12 protein-coding genes are annotated in these 17193 nt (G+C 61.5%); 8 read left to right on the top strand and 4 right to left on the bottom strand.

The genetic code is table 11. The annotated features are described in order from the left end of the window. The first annotated feature begins 3 nt into the window (after positions 1–3). The 3 genes from H281_RS0104900 to H281_RS0104910 all read left to right on the top strand — a co-directional run bounded on the left by H281_RS0104900 (position 4) and on the right by H281_RS0104910 (position 3949). Positions 4–1494: a glucose-6-phosphate isomerase gene (locus H281_RS0104900; protein ID WP_020065959.1), complete on the top strand. Its 1491-nt coding sequence runs from the start codon at positions 4–6 to the stop codon at positions 1492–1494. Next, the gene (locus H281_RS0104905) at positions 1491–2720 is read left to right on the top strand and encodes a glycosyltransferase family 4 protein (protein ID WP_020065960.1); all 1230 of its coding nucleotides are present in this window, start codon (positions 1491–1493) and stop codon (positions 2718–2720) included. The genes H281_RS0104900 and H281_RS0104905 overlap by 4 nt, the downstream gene beginning before the upstream one ends. Positions 2721–2782: 62 nt before the next feature. After that, a complete protein-coding gene (locus tag H281_RS0104910; protein ID WP_020065961.1) occupies positions 2783–3949 on the top strand; it encodes a glycosyltransferase family 4 protein in 1167 nt (388 codons plus the stop codon). A 147-nt stretch (positions 3950–4096) separates the two neighbouring features. Here the strand turns inward: H281_RS0104910 and gmd are convergent, their stop codons facing one another. The 3 genes from gmd to H281_RS0104925 form a co-directional block, all read right to left on the bottom strand. Next, the gene (gene gmd, locus H281_RS0104915) at positions 4097–5140 is read right to left on the bottom strand and encodes a GDP-mannose 4,6-dehydratase (RefSeq protein WP_020065962.1); all 1044 of its coding nucleotides are present in this window, start codon (positions 5138–5140) and stop codon (positions 4097–4099) included. Between the two features lie 38 nt (positions 5141–5178). Next, positions 5179–5829 (bottom strand): SGNH/GDSL hydrolase family protein, encoded by a 651-nt coding sequence (locus tag H281_RS0104920; RefSeq protein ID WP_020065963.1) that lies wholly within the window; start codon positions 5827–5829, stop codon positions 5179–5181. Positions 5830–5930: 101 nt separating this feature from the next. Continuing rightward, positions 5931–7028 carry an acyltransferase family protein gene (locus H281_RS0104925; RefSeq protein WP_020065964.1) on the bottom strand — a complete coding sequence of 366 codons (1098 nt, stop codon included), beginning with the start codon at positions 7026–7028 and terminating at the stop codon, positions 5931–5933. Positions 7029–7822: 794 nt separating this feature from the next. On the opposite strand from H281_RS0104925, the gene H281_RS0104935 reads away from it, so the two are divergent. The 3 genes from H281_RS0104935 to H281_RS0104945 all read left to right on the top strand — a co-directional run bounded on the left by H281_RS0104935 (position 7823) and on the right by H281_RS0104945 (position 14019). Beyond that, positions 7823–10024 carry an NHL repeat-containing protein gene (locus H281_RS0104935; protein ID WP_020065966.1) on the top strand — a complete coding sequence of 734 codons (2202 nt, stop codon included), beginning with the start codon at positions 7823–7825 and terminating at the stop codon, positions 10022–10024. Positions 10025–10090: 66 nt separating this feature from the next. Next, the gene (locus tag H281_RS0104940) at positions 10091–11557 is read left to right on the top strand and encodes a flippase (RefSeq protein WP_020065967.1); all 1467 of its coding nucleotides are present in this window, start codon (positions 10091–10093) and stop codon (positions 11555–11557) included. Further along, on the top strand, positions 11554–14019 hold the full coding sequence (locus H281_RS0104945; RefSeq protein ID WP_020065968.1) for a glycosyltransferase family 4 protein: 2466 nt from the start codon (positions 11554–11556) through the stop codon (positions 14017–14019). Before H281_RS0104940 ends, H281_RS0104945 begins: the two co-directional genes overlap by 4 nt. Before the next feature lie 220 nt (positions 14020–14239). Here the strand turns inward: H281_RS0104945 and H281_RS0104950 are convergent, their stop codons facing one another. Continuing rightward, the gene (locus H281_RS0104950; protein WP_027804296.1) at positions 14240–15460 is read right to left on the bottom strand and encodes an acyltransferase family protein; all 1221 of its coding nucleotides are present in this window, start codon (positions 15458–15460) and stop codon (positions 14240–14242) included. Positions 15461–15699: 239 nt separating this feature from the next. On the opposite strand from H281_RS0104950, the gene H281_RS36730 reads away from it, so the two are divergent. Together H281_RS36730 and galU are read left to right on the top strand one after the other, a co-directional pair. Next, complete coding sequence (locus H281_RS36730) at positions 15700–15855, top strand: hypothetical protein (RefSeq protein ID WP_020065970.1); 156 nt, start codon at positions 15700–15702, stop codon at positions 15853–15855. A 269-nt stretch (positions 15856–16124) separates the two neighbouring features. Continuing rightward, the gene (gene galU, locus H281_RS34325) at positions 16125–17051 is read left to right on the top strand and encodes a UTP--glucose-1-phosphate uridylyltransferase GalU (protein ID WP_084690031.1); all 927 of its coding nucleotides are present in this window, start codon (positions 16125–16127) and stop codon (positions 17049–17051) included. Positions 17052–17193 lie beyond the last annotated feature (142 nt).

Here is a 17193-nt window from a genome sequence, read left to right on the forward strand (position 1 = left end):
GCGATGTCGACGCTTCCGCGAGCCGACCTTTCGCCCACACCCGGCATGCCGGGCAGCGTAGGTGCGTCGCGCAAACGTCGCGAGTGGCTGCCCGCAGCCATGCTGTGGCTGGTCACGGCCGTACTGATCGTCGCGCGTCAGGGCACGGTGCTCACGCTCGCGTTTCCCGTGCTCGCAATCGCGACGGGCCTGTGGCTCTACTTCAAGAGCCCGGCGCGCTATGTCGGCTTCATGTGGTGGTTATGGTTCCTGAGCCCTGAAGTGCGCCGCCTTGCCGACTGGTCCAAAGGCTCGTTCACGCCGACGAGCCTGATCCAGGTCGCGCCGCTCGCCGTCACGATGATCAGCGCGTTGTCGCTCGTACGCTACTACAGGCTGCTCGGACAACGGCGCGGACTTCCGGTGCTGCTGATTCTGCTCGGACTCGTCTACGCCTATCTTGTCGGCGTAGTGTCGAGCGGCCCGCTCGCGGCCACCTACGACCTTGCGAACTGGCTGTATCCGATTCTGATCGGCTTTCATATCATGGCGAACACGCGCCAGTATCCGCAGTACCGCGACACCATCGTGAACACGTTCATCTGGGGCATGCTCGTGATGGGCGGCTACGGGCTGATCCAGTTTTTCATCATGCCGCAGTGGGACGCACTGTGGATGCTCGGCTCGCAGATGAACTCGCAAGGCGACCCTGTGCCGATGGGCGTGCGCGTCTTCAGCACGATGAATTCGTCGGGACCGTTCGCGTTCGCGATGATGGGCGCGATGGTGTACGTGATGGCGGCCACGCATCGCGTGCGCTGGGTCGCCGCGGCGCTCGGTTTCTTTTCGTTCGCGTTGAGCCTCGTGCGCTCCACATGGGGCGGCTGGATCATCGCGCTGCTGATCCAGTTGATCAAGTCCAACAACAAGGTGCGGGTGCGCATCGTCGCGAGCGCGGTGTTGCTCGCGGGACTGTGCGTGCCGCTCCTCGCCGTCGGTCCGGTGGCCGAGCGGATGCAGGCGCGCTTGTCCACCATCGTCAATCTGAACGACGACCAGAGCTACGCGGCCCGCAACGAGTTCTATGCGACCTTCGCGAAAACCGCCTTTACCGATGTCTCCGGCGAAGGCATGGGCGCGACCGGCACCTCGACCAAGCTCTCGAACGACGGCGGCCAGCTCGGCCAGTACGGCAACTTCGACAGCGGCGTGATGAACATCCCGTTCGTGCTCGGCTGGCCCGGCACGCTGCTTTACATGTCCGGCATCGTGTGGCTATTGACGCGCGCCGTGCTTGCGTCGTTCAGGCTGCGCAACGACAAGTACGTGTCCGCATGTCTGAGCCTGTGCCTCGCGACTTTCGCGATGCTGGTGTTCACCAATTCGCTGGTCGGCACTGGTGGGCTGCTGCTTTTCATGAGCGTTTTTTCGATTCTTTCCGCGGTGCATTACGAAAAAATCAACCGCGCCGGTACGTTATTCCGCACGCAACTTTTCCACGGAGGCACTGATTGAGAGTCGCCATTGTCACGCACGTTGTGCGCCATAACGACGGCCAGGGGCGCGTCAACCACGAGATCGCGCGCGCGGCGCTCGACGAGAATATCGGCGTCACGCTGATTGCCTCGCACGTCGCGCCCGATCTGCTCGTTCATCCGAATGTCCGCTGGGTGCCGATGAAAATCGGCCGCTGGTGGCCGACCAATCTGCTGCGCCAGCAGGTGTTCGCGTTCAAGAGCGCAATGTGGCTGCGCTCCCATCGCCGCGAATACGACGTGCTCCACGTGAACGGCTTCATCACGTGGATGCCCGCCGACGTCAACACGTCGCACTTCGTGCACAGCGGGTGGCTCGGCAGCAAGTACTACCCGTTCGGTCTCACGAAGGGCGCGTGGTCCGCGTATCAGTCGGTATATACGCGCTGCAATGCGTTGCTCGAGCGCTGGGCCTACCGGCGCTCGAAGGTCATTACGGCGGTCTCGCAAAAAGTCGCCGATGAAATCCGCGCAATCGGCCTCACGCCGGACAACCGTGTGGACGTGATCTACAACGGCGTCGATACGCAAGGCTTCGCTGCGGCCACCGGCGATCGCGCGAAATTCGGCTTGCCGCAAGACGCATTCTTGCTGCTGTTCGTCGGCGATCTGCGTACGCCGCGCAAGAACCTCGGCACCGTGCTAGCCGCGCTCAAGCATTTGCCCGAACACGTGCATATCGCAGTGGCGGGCTTTCTGCCGGGCAGTCCGTATCCGGACGAGGCGAAGGCGCTTGGCATCGCGCATCGCGTGCATTTTCTCGGGCTCGTCAAAGAGATGCCGGTGCTGATGCATTCGATCGATGCGTTCGTGTTTCCGTCGCGTTACGAGGCCATGAGCCTGTCGCTGCTCGAAGCGATGGCGGCCGGCCTGCCGGTCGTGACCGCGCGCACCGCGGGCGGCGCTGAAATCATTACGCCCGAATGCGGGATCGTGCTCGACGATCCGGACGATCCGATGGCGCTCGCAGGGGCGGTCGCACGCCTCGCCGCCGATGACGACGCGCGTCGCAAGATGGGCGTGGCCGCCAACGAACTCGCGACCGGTTTCGGCTGGGCGCGCATGGCCGCGCAATATATCGCGCTGTATCGGCAGATCGAGGGGCAGCAGAAGAATCGCCGGCGCAAGGAAGCCGAGGCGGCGGTGGTCGCGAAGACCGACGCGCTCACGCTGAACACGCTGGCCGGACACAAGCGCGTCGAATGACGCTACGCGCTAGCGTTCAACACTACTCACCGGATACAAAAAGGCGCAATAAGGCAACGACAATGACGACAAGCTCAATCAAATCGCTGCAGATCGGCATGCACTGGTTCCCGGAGCGCGCGGGCGGCCTCGACCGCATGTATTACTCGCTGGTCGGCGCGCTGCCGGGCGCGGGCGTTGCTGTGCGCGGCGTCGTAGCAGGCTCGCCGAAGGTTGCCGCCGACACAGGCGGTGCGATCAACGGTTTCGGCTCCGCCGGCCAGTCGCTGCCTTTGCGGCTGATGGCCGCGCGTCGCGCGCTGCGCCAGGAAATCAGTACGTCGCGTCCCGACGTGATCTCGTCGCACTTCGCGCTTTATACGTTTCCGGGCCTCGACGTGACGCGCGGCATTCCGCAAGTCTCGCATTTTCAGGGACCGTGGGCGGACGAAAGCCATGTTGAAGGCGCGGATTCTCTCGGTCAGCGCGCGAAGCGTTATCTCGAACAATCGGTCTATACGCGCTCGTCGCGCCTCATCGTGTTGTCGGAGGCGTTCGGCAAGATTCTGACTTCGCGTTATCGCATCTCGCCGGAGCGTGTGCGTGTGGTGCCGGGCTGCGTCGACGTCGAACAGTTCAATCTGCCCATCACGCCTGCCGAGGCGCGTCTGAAACTGCAATTGCCGCAGGACAGACCGATCGTGCTCGCGGTGCGGCGTCTCGTGCGGCGCATGGGTCTCGAAGATCTGATCGATGCGATCAGGCTGCTCAAGCCGAGCCACCCCGATGTGCTGCTTCTGATTGCGGGCAAGGGACGTCTCGCGGATGAATTGCAAGCGCGCATCGACGAGGCCGGCTTGCAGGACAACGTGAAGCTTCTCGGCTTCGTGCCGGATCAGCATCTGGCGGCGCTGTATCGCGCGGCGAATATCAGCGTGGTGCCGACAGTCGCGCTCGAAGGCTTCGGCCTCATCACGGTCGAATCGCTCGCGTCGGGCACGCCGGTGCTGGTTACGCCGGTTGGCGGCTTGCCCGAGGCGGTTGCGGGGCTGTCGCCCGATCTGGTGCTGCCGGAGACCGGCGCAAAGGCGATTGCGGCGGGACTTGCCGGCGCGCTAAGTGGCTCGCTGAAGTTGCCCGATGCCGATGCCTGCCGGCGCTATGCGCGTGAAAACTTCGATAACTCGGTGATCGCGAAACGGGTGGCGTCGGTGTACAGCGAGGCCATCGCTTCGGGCGGGGTCCATTGATCGAGCGTTGAAATTCGCGGGACGAAATAAAGAAGGCGCCCGCTCCTGTAGAAGAGAGCCGGCGCCTTTTTCATGTGCCTGCTTTTGTGCTGCCGCCACTGCATCGCCCCAATGCGGGCGTGCGGGGCGGTTGCTGAGGGTCGCTGATTAAAACGTCTCGTGTTGCTGATTGCGCCCAATGTCCGCATGAACCATCATATGGCACAGTTGTTCGAGCGTGGTCTGCGCCTGCCAGCCGAGTTTCTCGCGCGCCTTGTCCGCGCAGCCGATCAGCAGATCGACTTCAGCTGGCCGGTAGAACTTCGGATTCACGCGCACGAGCGTCTTGCCAGTCGCCACGTCGATGCCCGTTTCGCGCTCTTCCTTGCCTGACCACTCGATCTGATAATCCGCCGCGGCGAAGGCCATGCGCGCGAAGTCGCGAACCGTTTCAGTGCGGCCGGTAGCGAGCACGAAGGTATCCGGCTCGTCGGCTTGCAGCATGCGCCACATGCCTTCCACATATTCGAGCGCGAAACCCCAGTCGCGTTTCGCGCCAAGGTTGCCGAGTTCCAGCACATCCTGCTTGCCGAGCTTGATCTTTGCGACCGTGTCGGTGATCTTGCGCGTCACGAATTCGCGGCCACGCAGCGGCGATTCGTGATTGAACAGAATGCCGCTGCTCGCAAAGAGACCATACGACTCGCGATAGTTGATCGTCGACCAATGGGCGAACAGTTTCGCGACGCCATAGGGGCTGCGCGGATAGAAGGGCGTGTCCTCGCGTTGCGGCACCGCCTGCACGAGCCCGAACATTTCCGATGTCGATGCCTGGTAGTAGCGCATCTTCGGGTTGAGAATGCGGATGCCTTCGAGCAGATTCAGTGCGCCGATGCCGGTTACCTCGGCGGTCGTCACCGGCTGGTCGAACGATACGCCCACGAAACTCTGCGCGGCGAGGTTATACAACTCGTCGGCCTGCGCGCCTTCGAGCAGACGCAGCGTCGAGCCGAGGTCGGTCAGATCGTGTTCGACGAGACGCAGATTCGGATGGTCGAGCACGCCCAACTCGCGCATGCGCCAGAAATTCACGGAACTCGTGCGCCGATACGTGCCGGTGACCTGATAGCCCTTGTCGAGCAACAATCGGGTCAGGTAGGCGCCGTCTTGTCCCGACACACCGGTGATGATCGCTTTGCGTGGTTGGCTCATAGCTTGCCTTCAATATTGGTAAAAGAAAAAAGAGCACCTCAGAGCGTGCCATCGAGAAGCCGCCGCACCAGCGGTTCGACGACCTGAAAATCCTGCTCGGCCTTGAGCCTGTACAAGCCCGGCTTCGGATGCGCGCCGTCGGACATCAACGTCTTCCAGTCCGGCAGACTGCTGATGTACGCGAACTGATCGACGAGCGGCACATGCTGTTCGTCGGCTACGCGACGCGTCATCGCGACCATCGAGGCGAGCCGCGCATTGAGCCGGTTATCGGGCATCGGATTCGATGTCTCCAGCACCGGCTCCTTGCCGAGCGCGCGAGCGGTTTTGACGAGCGCGGTTTGCGCCGTGTAGAACTGCTCGGGCGTCTGGTTCTGCATCACTTCGTTGATGCCGTAGTTGATCAACACGATTCGCGCGGGCGACGCAGCGAGCCGCTCGCGCCATGGCAAACCGGCGGTCGGCCCGGCGCGCCGATTACCCGTGCCGTCGAGCAATTGCATGGCCATCGTGCCGCCCACGCCGTAGTTGGTTACGCGCACGCGGTCGCCGTGATGCGTCTGCAATTCGTCCTGCAGATAAGCCACGGCGTTCTGCGCTTGCGGCGCGCAATGGCCTTCGCTGCATGAAATACCGAGCGTCGTGGAATCGCCGTATGCTTCGATCACGACCTGCGTGTGCGCTTGCATCCGCTCCACTTGCGCGGCTTGAGCAATCGCGCCCGGCGAACACAGAGACAGTCCGGCAAGCGACGCGCATATCGCGGCGGCCCGAAGCCGTGGCGGGCATCTCATGCGCGGCTTTGCGGTACTTGCGGCGCAGCGCTCGCCACGCCCGCACTGGTGCCCGCCGTCGCATGCACGTTGCCCCGCGAACCGAAGATCAGGCGCTTCTCAAACCCGAACCACGTGAGACTTGCATATGCAATCGTGATAACGAGCGCGAGCGCGGCGCTCACATAGCGGTTCATCTGCAGCGGCCAGAGCGCATACAGCACGCTCAGATGAATCAGATAGATCGTGTAGCTGATCGTGCCGATATACACGAGCACCGGATTGCACAGCAGCCGTTTGACGATGCCCTTGCTTTGCAGAGCGATGACCACGACGGATGTGCAAAGCACCAACGAAATGCTGTAGAGCCCCGCATTGGACAGCGGTGTATTCGCCGCGCGAAAACGCGGAAAGTGCAGATGCAGCCAGGCGAGCGCGGCGAGGGCAGCGATCACGCCCAGCACCGCAACCCCCTTGAACGGTTCGAGTGCGTGACGATCGCGCCGCACGGCGACGGCGAGCAGCGCGCCGGCCGCGAGCAGATCCATGCGAAAGGGCGTCAGGTAATAGATCGGCCAGAACGAATCGAACCATGGCGTGGCCACTGCGCGAAGCACCGGCACGAGCAGGACCAGCGCGGCGGCCACCCACGCGAGCGCACGCTCGGGCACGAACAGAATCACGAACGGCCAGACGATATAAAACTGCTCTTCGACTGCAAGCGACCACAACACATTCAGGCTGTCGTGTCCGCTCTGATTCAGCGCATCGCCAATGTTCGTTGCGAAGAATGCGTACCACTGCCAGTGCTGCGCCCAGCCGAAGCCGAACAGGATCGAGGAGACCGCCATCAGCAGCAGATACGGCGGCAGAATGCGCCGCGCACGGCGTGCGTAGAAGTAGCCGAAGTACGACTGCTCACGTGCCTTGCGTTCGAGCAGGATGCCGGTAATCAGAAAGCCGCTCAAAACAAAGAACAGATCGACCCCCATCCACAGCGGCGCTTTCAACGCGTGCTGCGCGAACACCGCGAGCACGGCGATCGCGCGCAAGCCGTCGAGCTGCACGATGCGGCGTGAATGGGAAGGCGCTGAGGGCATTGCGCTAACAGTCATGAACCGTCCATGGTGTGGAAGCCGAAGAGTCGCAAGGATCCGCGAGGAGCCGCGAGGAGCCGCGAGCCGTGCCAGAAAGCCAGTCGCGCCCGCTGCGGCCGCGACGTCAGTGCATTTGATTCTAGGCAAAAGAAAATCGTGAAAAAACGGGAATGAAATGGATAAATGAACCAGATTGAAACAGGTTGTTTCGTTATGCATTTGCGCGACGTTTCCATGCTTGTGTCGCGCTCATGACGTCGGGTGAAAATCGCGTGATGAAGTGACCGTCCGCACTGCCCTGTTAGGCGAAAAGAGGAACAAAAGACGAACAGCAGCGGTCCGCGCATGCCTCATTCGCACGCTGCACGGACATATTTTCTTTTAATCCATTTTTAAAATGATTTCTTTCGCATCGTTTTAAAGTGTCGAATATTTTTGAATTATTTTCGATTTTCGTCGCGGAGTTTTTTACGCGTAATGTGAGCCTTGCGCATTGGGCGTCCTGGGACTGCGCGTGCGCCGCGCACCGCGTTAGTTCGACGTGACGTACTGCAGCGTGGCGCGGCCTGCATCTTCGAAGCGGAAGAGCGCGTGCGTGTGCTGACGCCGCTCGCGACAGCAAGCTTCGCGCTGCGCCTTCATCTTTCACTGAGTCGTCTATGTGCCGATAGCCGCGCGCGTTCATGAATGGCGCTTGCCATCACTCCTGCAACGCTGTTGCCAATGGCGCTCGCGTTAGCACGCTCGCATGGTCGCGTACCCGGATCACAGTTCTGTCAAAGCATCGGTTTGCATCGACTGGAGGACATACCTTGCCCCGTTTCACGTTCAAAAGCTGGCTCGCGGTATTTGCGTGCGCTGTCGGACTGGCTGCTGCATCGGCCACTTCGGCGGCTCGCGCGGAAACTGCGTTGAACGCGAAGACGTCATGGATCGGCAACACGTTTGGTTTCGGTGACGGCACCTGGGCACAGATCAACATCACGGCGATCGCGGTCGCGCCCGACGGCAAGGTCTATACGAATGCGCCATGGGACGAAAGCGGCGCAGAAGCGAGTGTCTATCAGAACGGCAAAATGCTCGGCTTCGCGGGCGGAACGCATGGGTGGGGCAACAGCGGCGGCAACGCGATCGCGATCAACCGCAAGTACGCCTTTGTTGCTATTGCGGTCGGCAACGAAAAAGGCCGGCTGGTCGAACAGGGCGTGTGGCCGGTAAAAGGCAAGCAGTGGTTCGGCATCTCGCGCCGGCAGATCGCCGATCCAAAGCGTGCCGCGCCGTTTCAGCCCGCGGCGAAAGCCGCTGACCCGCATGCGCAACTCGCCGCCGGCTTTCTGATGATGAACGAAGTGCCGACGGGCACGAGCGCCGAGATTGGCGGACTCGCGGCCAGCGACACCACGCTTTATGCGGCCAACACGGCGCGAGACCGGATCGAGGTGTACGACGCCGAGTCGATGCAGCAGAAGGCCACGTGGAGCGTGCACGAGCCCGGCCGGATCGCGCTTGCGCCGGACGGCACGCTGTGGGTGCTGAGCGGTACGCGCAACGATCGTGCGCCGCATGTCGAGCATTACACGCCGGGCGGCAAGCGGATCGACGAGACGTTCGAACTGCCCGCCGATACGCTCGCCGTCGATATCGCCGTCGATGCGAAAGGCCGCATTCTGATCGCCGACAACGGTCCGCGACAGCAGGTGCTGTTCTTCAGCAAGAGCAATGGCCAATACGCGCAGTCGGGCTCACTGGGCGAGCGCGGCGGAATCTTTAGCGGCGTCGCGGGAAGACCGGGTCCCCGACGTTTCAACGGACTAACAGGCATAGGCGTGGACGCAAGCGGAAACGTCTATGTATCGACCAACGGCATCGGCCCGCGTTATGAGCCGATCGGCGCGGGCCTCGGCGCGACTCTTGAAAGCTACGCGTCTGACGGCAAGCAGAACTGGCTCGTGCAGGGACTGCTTTTCGTCGATGGTGCATGGGTCGATCCGTCGCGGCCAGACAGCGTGTACACGGGCAACAAGCGTTTCGAGCTCGATTTGTCGAAGCCTGCGGGGCAGGACTGGAAATATGTCGGATTCCTTTCTAATCGCTTCAAATACCCGGACGATCCGGTCTTTCACACCGATCAATATCCGGGCTTGCCGATCGCCCGCAAGCTGAAGGGCCACACCTTTCTATACCTGACCGACATGTATGCGGACCATCTGAAGATCTATCGCTTCGATCCGCAACGCGATGGCGAAACGGCGATTCCGTCCGGCTTTATCGCGGGCCGCGAGCGCGCGGTCGCCAAGGTACCGAACGCGCCGCCGGGCGGCGACTGGATCTGGCGCGACGCGAACGGCGACGGCAAATTCAATAGCGACGAATTCGCCCCGAACACGAGCGGCACGAAGCTCGCGGGCGGTTGGGGCTGGTGGGTGGATAGCGCGGGCGACGTCTGGCGAACGCGTGACACCAAGGGCATTTATCGCTTTCGCTTCGGCGGGCTGGATGCGAAGGGCAACCCCGTCTATTCGTATTCGGACCTCACGCAGTACCCGGTGCCGCAACCGTTCACAGAATTGCATCGCGCGATCTACGAGCCCGACACCGACACGATGTACGTGAGCGGCTATACGCCCGACACGCCGGTCGATCGCGGCTTCTGGAAGGAAGTGGGCCGCGTGCTGGTGCGCTACGACAAATGGTCGAGCGGCAAGCCGGTGCAGCGCTATTCGATCGCGCTGCCGTGGCAGACACAAAGCAAGCCCATCGCGACGATCATCGGCCTCACGGTCGAGGGGCAATACATTTTCGGCGTCGAACCGGTGGGCGCGGTGCATGTGTGGGACAAGGACAGCGGCCGTGAACTCGGCGTAATCCGGCCCGGCCCCGAAGTGGGCCGGGCGTCCGGCTGGGTCGACGTACCCAACGGCATCAGCGCGGCGAAGCGAGCCGACGGCGAGTACCTCGTATTCGTCGAGGAAGACGCCCGCGGCAAGGTGCTGATGTACCGCTGGAAACCTTGACGACGCGTCGGCAACACCACGCATGACGAAAAAAACAGGCAATCGTAGTCGAACCCAGGGCATCCGATGGACAAAGGCATTCTCAAGAACGTAGCGATCAATTTCTTCGGACTCGTGCTGCCGACTTTCGTCTCGCTCGTCACCGTGCCGTCGTATATCAGGCTGCTCGGCGTCGAGCGCTACGGCGTAATCAGCCTCGTGTGGACGCTGATCGGCTACTTCGGGATTCTCGATCTGGGCATGAGCATGGCCGCGCAGAATCACATTTCGAAGGCGCGCGCGTCGGGCAACAAGGACGAGAGCGCGCGCGTGTTCTGGAGCGCGACGTGGCTCAATCTCGCGACGGGCGTGATCGGCGGATTGATCATCTATTTCGGTGCGTTCCTCTACACCGCGTATTTCACGAAGGTGTCGCCGGAACTGCAGCACGAGGTGTATATGGCGCTACCGTGGCTCGCGGTGGCGATTCCGATTGCGAACGTGTCGTGGGTGTTCGCCGGCGCGATCAACGGCGCCGAACGCTTCGGTATCTACAACACGAATCAGACCATTGGCACGTTCCTGTTCCAGTTGCTGCCGCTCGGCGCGGCGCTCTGGCTCGGTGCGAGCTTGCAGAACGTGCTGGCCGCCGCCGTGTTTGCACGCGTTCTCGCTGCGATCCTGCTCGGCCGGTCTGCGCTAAAAGTGCTTGAAATACGCAGTATTCTGCCGCCGCAGCTTGGTGTGGCAAAGGGGCTTTTCAACTTTGGCGGCTGGATGCTGATTGCGAGCGTCACCAACATGATCGCCGAATCGCTCGACCGCGTGATGCTCGGCACGAGCCTCGGTGCGCGCTTCGTCACGTATTACACGGTGCCGCAAAACCTCGTGACGCGCTTGAACATCGTGCCCACCGCCATGGTGCGCACGCTCTTTCCAAGGCTTTCCGCAGTGGGCCGCGCCGATGCTGACACCATCACGCAGCAGTCGCTCGAATTTCTCAACGGCGTGTTCACGCCTGTCGCATTGATCGCGATGCTGGTGCTCGAACCGTTCCTGCACCTTTGGGTCGGCAACGAAATTGCAAGCGTCGCGGCGCCCGTGGGACGCATCATGATCGTTGCGGTCTGGCTCGTGGGCCAGGCGAACGTGACGCGCATCCTGATCCAGTCGCAGGTTAATCCGGCCACGGCCGCGCGCGTCGGTCTGTTCGAATTGCCCTTGTTTGCAGGGGCTTTGTGGTTCGGCATCACGCATTTCGGATTGACCGGCGCGGCGATCGCGGTGGCCGGCCGTGCGCTGTTCGATTACGCAGTGCTGTTGCGGCTCTCGGCGATCCGCGCGCGGCAAATTGCGCTCGACATGCTTGCTCATCTCGCTTTCCTGCTGGCCAGCCTCTGGCTTTCCAGCTTCCTGCCGGGCCTCCCCATGGCGATCGTCGCCGGCCTGTTGATGGTGGGCGCGAATATCGCCTGGTCCATCACGATGACACCCGCCTTGCGCGATCTAGCGCGTTCACTGCTGTTGCGACTGAATCCGAGGAAAAGCGCATGAACCACGAAGTCCTTGAAGAAGCCGTGCTGCAAGCTCCGACGCGCAGTGCGCTGGCGGAACTGACCACCGTTCCTACGGCTGACGCGCCGCCGCGGCGTGCCGCACTGCGCGGCGACAAAGCTGTGCGCGTGGCGATCGTGCACGACTGGCTCGTTACGTATGCGGGTGCGGAGAAGGTGCTCGAGCAGATCGTGGCGTGCTTTCCGGACGCGGACCTGTTCAGCCTCGTCGACTTTCTCGACGACCGCAGCTTTTTGCGCGGCAAACCGGTGACCACATCGTTCATTCAGAAGCTCCCGCTCGCGCGCAGCAAGTACCGCACGTATCTGCCGTTGATGCCGCTCGCGATCGAGCAACTCGATGTATCCGCCTACGACGTGGTGATATCGAGCAGCCACGCGGTGGCCAAGGGCATTCTCACCGGTCCGGATCAGGTGCATATCAGCTACGTGCATTCGCCGATCCGCTATGCGTGGGACTTGCAGCACCAGTACCTGCAGCAGTCGAAACTGACGAGCGGGCCGAAGTCGGCAATGGCGCGGCTCATTTTGCATTACATCCGCAACTGGGACATCCGCACGTCGAACTCGGTCGACGGTTTTATTGCGAACTCCGATTTCATCGCGCGGCGCATTAAAAAGGTTTATCAGCGCGATGCGCAGGTGATCTTTCCGCCTGTCGACGTCGAAGCGTTCACGCTGTGCACGCAGAAGGAAGACTTCTATCTGACTGCCTCGCGGATGGTGCCGTACAAGAAAATCGACCTGATTGTCGAGGCGTTTGCGCGCATGCCCGAGAGAACACTCGTCGTCATCGGCGACGGTCCCGACATGCAGAAGATCCGCGCGAAGGCGGGGCCCAATGTCGAGATCATGGGCTACCAGCCGTTCAAAGTGCTGAAGGACCGGATGAGCCGCGCCAAGGCTTTCGTCTTCGCTGCCGAGGAAGACTTCGGCATTTCGGTGGTCGAGGCGCAGGCGTGCGGGACGCCTGTCATAGCGTATGGCAAGGGCGGTGCGCTCGAAACGGTGCGCGATCTGTCGGAGCCGCGTCCGACCGGCATGTTCTTCGACGAGCAGAGCGCGGAGTCGATCATCGCCGCGGTCGAGCGTTTCGATGGGCACGTGAAGCGTTTTTCGCCAACCGATTGCCGCGCGAACGCCGAGCGTTTTTCCGCAGCCAATTTCCGCGAACGCTTTTTCGCCCACGTGCGGGCTTCCGTGCCCGCGCTGCGCAACGCGACGCTGCCACCGTATGTGCCGTATCACGCGGAGCCGGCCGCGAACGCGCCGCATATTCTCGCGGTCGATCAAAGCGGCGTACTCGGCGGCGCCGAGTTGTCGCTGCTCGAAATCGTCAAGGCGCTGCGCTCGCGCATGCAAGTGGTGCTGTTCGACGACGGCCCATTCCGGACCGCGCTCGATAAAGTGGGCGCCAGTGTCGAGGTGCTCGATGCAGGCGCGCTGCGCAACGTGCGCAAGCAGGGCGGTTCGTTGCCGAAGGGGCAGGCGCTGATGGGCCTGATGTCGCTTATTCGCGCGACGGCCAAACGCGCGCGCAGCGCTCAGGTGATCTATGCGAACACGCAGCGCGCGATGGTGATCGGCGCGGTCGCCGGCAAGCTCGCGAGGCGGCCGGTGGTCTGGCATCTGCGCGACATCGTAAGTCCGGAGCATTTCGGGTCCAAGCAGCTCGCGATCATCAAATGGTGCGCACGCCTCGGCCTCACGCATGTGATCGCCAATTCGGCGGCGTCGGCGCGCGCATTCGCCGACCTCACGCATTTCGACGACAAACGCATCGACGTGGTGTTCAACGGCATTTCGGCGGCACCGTTCGACGCATTGCGCAACGTGCCGCAAGCCACGCTGCGCGAGAAGCTGAACCTGCCGAAAGATGCCTTCCTGGTGGGCTCCTTCAGTCGCCTCGCGCGCTGGAAAGGGCAGCATGTACTGCTCCAGGCGCTGGTGCTCAATCCCCACATGCACGCGGTGCTGGTTGGCGCGCCGCTATTCGGCGAAGATCAGTACGAGATCGAATTGCGCGCGTTCGTCGCCGCGCACGATCTTGGCGGCCGCGTGCATTTTCTCGGCTTTCAGCACGATATTCCTGCCTGCATGTGCGCGGTGGATGCGGTGGTGCACACGTCCATCACGCCCGAACCGTTCGGCCGGGTGATCGTAGAGGGCATGCTTGCGCAACGGCCGGTCGTGGCCGCGCGTGCGGGTGGGGTACTTGAAATTATCGACGACTACGAGAACGGCGTGCTGTGCACACCGGGCGATGCTCATGCACTGGCCGATGTGCTGGCAGAACTGCGCTCGAACGACGAACTGCGCGACAAGCTCGTCAAAAACGGCTACATGACGGCGCTGAACCGCTTTGGTACGTCGAGCTATGTCGAAAGTGTGGAGCGGATCCTGAGGCGTGTGGCGCAGCCGGGCAAGGCTGCCGGCGCATGATCTGCACGACCCGCACGATTTGCATGAAGCACAAAGGTGGTAAAGGGCGTGGCTCGATGAATGGCGCCCGAGACCGCCGCCGTGCGACAGACATCCAGGCCAGAGGCACTGTCGGGAACATCTGCTGAAGGAACGATTGACGCGGGGTAGGCAGGGACTTGGCCGGTTCCTGTCATTTGGCGCAACGGGGCGAACGTCACTGACATTCGCCCCGCTTTTTTTACGACTTCACGAACGCGCCTTTAGCGGACTTCGGCTTGAAACTGGCGGACCAGTTCATCGCCGGTAATTCGACCAGCCGGTAGAACACGTATGCGGCCGGCAGGGCGACCAGCATGTAGCCGAACGACGGCCAGATCGACATCTGCAACGAAGAGCGGTAGAGGACCGACGAAAGCAGCACGAAGATCGGCAGATGAATCAGATACAAAGAAAAACTGAAGTCGCCAAAGCGCGACAGAAGCCGCAACCCCCAACCGTCGCGCTGGTTGGCGTTGCCGCGCTCCAGCGCCTTGTAAAGATAGAACGCGAAGCCGATTGCCCAGAGCTGGAACGCGCCGTACTGACCGTAGTGAAACGCGGCGCACCCAAGCGCGATGAATCCAGCGGCGAGCGCATAGAGCCACCGCGGCGAACCGGTCTTCGCGGAGGTGCGGGCTTTCGCGTCGGCAATCCATGCGCCGAGGGTCCACGAAAACCAGTACGACGTGAAGAACTGGATGTCATGCCGTTCGAGCACATACGCGGAAACGAGATTGACCACGCCGACGATCGCGAGCACGGAGGTCATGCCGATACGTCGACGCAGCGCGAACAGCAACGGATAGATCGCGTAGAACTGCACTTCCAGCGAAAGAGTCCACAGCGCGCCGTTCGATCCATATGTCTTGCCGGCCACGCCTTGCAGCGAGAAAAGATTGACGAGAAACGCCTGTACGCCGATCTCGCGAATCTTGTGACTAACCGGTGGCAATTGAAGACTGAACCAGTCGAGCGCGAGCGTCAGCAGTAGCGCGGCGAGCAGCACCGGATAGATGCGCGTGAAGCGGCGCACCCAGAAATTGCCTGCGTCGAGCCGGTAAGCCGGGTTGTTGGCAAGGCGTAAGGCGCCGCTGCGGTGAATGCAGTAGCCGCTGATTACGAAAAAAATCGGCACGCCCGCCGATCCCCATGCAATAGGGAAAGTCAGATAAGCCGCAATTGTTTTCAAACTCAACGAATGCCCGGCATTCTGATGAAATGCCTGCATGCCGACCCATTCGATCTGACGGCAATGAAAATACGCGACGAGCAGCGCGGCAAAGCCTCGCATTGCGTCGATCACATGTTCTTTGCCGGCACTGTCGGCACGTGCGTCGCTTTGCACGCGCGGTGCGGCAGCCGTCACAGGTGGAGAGAGGGGCAGGGATGAGCCGGCGGCATCCAGTGCTGGGTCGCTCATGCGCGGTCCTTTTATTTGAAGTCATGCAATGCGGATCCGCGCGCGACCTCCGCACGCGGTGCATCACATGCTAGTTCACCGCGTCTATAAAAAAATGAATAAAAAATGACAGCCAATTCCTATTTGAGCGGCCTTTGTGACTAAATGTAATTGCGCATAAACAGATACGGACGATCAATTATTTATCGATTTTGTCGTGCTAATTTACAGCACGGATTCTCCTGATGAGAGGTGAAGTCATGAACCTGCATATGCTTGCCGGCATTGCCGTGCTACTGATCCTCGTCGCCGCTTCAGCTTATCGCGAGGCGCTGCGCAATGAGCCGATCCGCCGTTTCCGCATCAGTCCGGGCAAGCTGCCGCAACTCGACGAAAACGACGAAGCACGCCGGTAAATGCCACCGCGCTTGCTAACGGAGTCCGCGCGGGGTCCTCTGGCGTGAGTAATTTTTTCGGAATTGTCCGCAGATAATTCGGTTTCCGAAAGTAAATGTTTCCTGTGCCCGTGACAAATGGCGCAAATAGTTGTGAGTCGGGCGCATTAAGCATTATGTGTGAAATTCACGCGTGATCTAGCGCAGATTTTTTGTTAGCCTTTCTGGCGACGTCGAGGGCTCAAGCGGCCCGCGAACACCAATTTCTAACCGATCTGGGAATGCCTACCATGCTGAAAGTCACTAAAGCCGTGTTTCCCGTAGCGGGCCTCGGGACACGATTCCTGCCGGCTACGAAGGCAAGTCCAAAGGAAATGCTGCCTATCGTCGACAAGCCGCTGATTCAGTACGCGGTTGAAGAAGCGATTGCCGCCGGTATCACCGAAATGATCTTCGTGACGGGGCGCAGCAAGCGCGCTATTGAAGATCATTTCGACAAGTCGTATGAGATCGAAGCCGAACTCGAGGCACGCAACAAGCAGAAGCTGCTCGACCTCGTGCGCAGCATCAAACCCGCCAACGTCGACTGCTTTTATGTGCGCCAGGCCGAAGCACTCGGCCTGGGCCACGCGGTCTTGTGCGCCGAAAAGCTGGTGGGCGAAAGCCCGTTCGCGGTCATTCTCGCCGACGACCTGCTGCACAGCTCGAAGCCCGTCATGAGCCAGCTTGTCGATACGTTCAACCACTATCACAGTTCTGTGATCGGCGTCGAAACCATCGCGCGCGAAGACAGCCGCTCGTACGGTGTCGTGGACGGCCGCGAGTGGGAAGACAACGTGATCAAGCTCTCGGGTATCGTGGAAAAGCCGGCGCCGGACAATGCGCCGTCGAACCTCGGCGTGGTGGGCCGCTACGTGCTGATGCCGACCATCTTCAAGCATATTCGCGCGCTCAAGCCGGGTGCCGGCGGTGAACTGCAATTGACCGATGCAGTGCAGTCGCTGCTCACCGAGGAGCAGGTGCTCGCATACCGCTACTTCGGCACGCGTTTCGATTGCGGCAGCAAGCTCGGCTACCTGAAGGCGACGGTGGAGTTCGCGCTGCGCCATCCGGAGGTGAAGGAGGAATTCGAAGCGTATCTGCACGCATACATGCGCGCAAATGGACAGGCGAATCCGGAAAGCCTGGAGCCTCAGTACACGGCCGAAGCGGCTTGATCCAGGCCGGGACATCCTGATCGCGCGATTCGTGTAATTCGCGTGATCGGTGTCATCGGCGCATTAGCGCGAGATCGCATTCAGGCATCACGTCGAAGCATCACGCAGAAGCGCGCGAAACATCGCGCGCATTGAAAACGGG

Source organism: Paraburkholderia caledonica (genome assembly GCF_000383275.1).
Lineage (GTDB): Bacteria > Pseudomonadota > Gammaproteobacteria > Burkholderiales > Burkholderiaceae > Paraburkholderia > Paraburkholderia caledonica.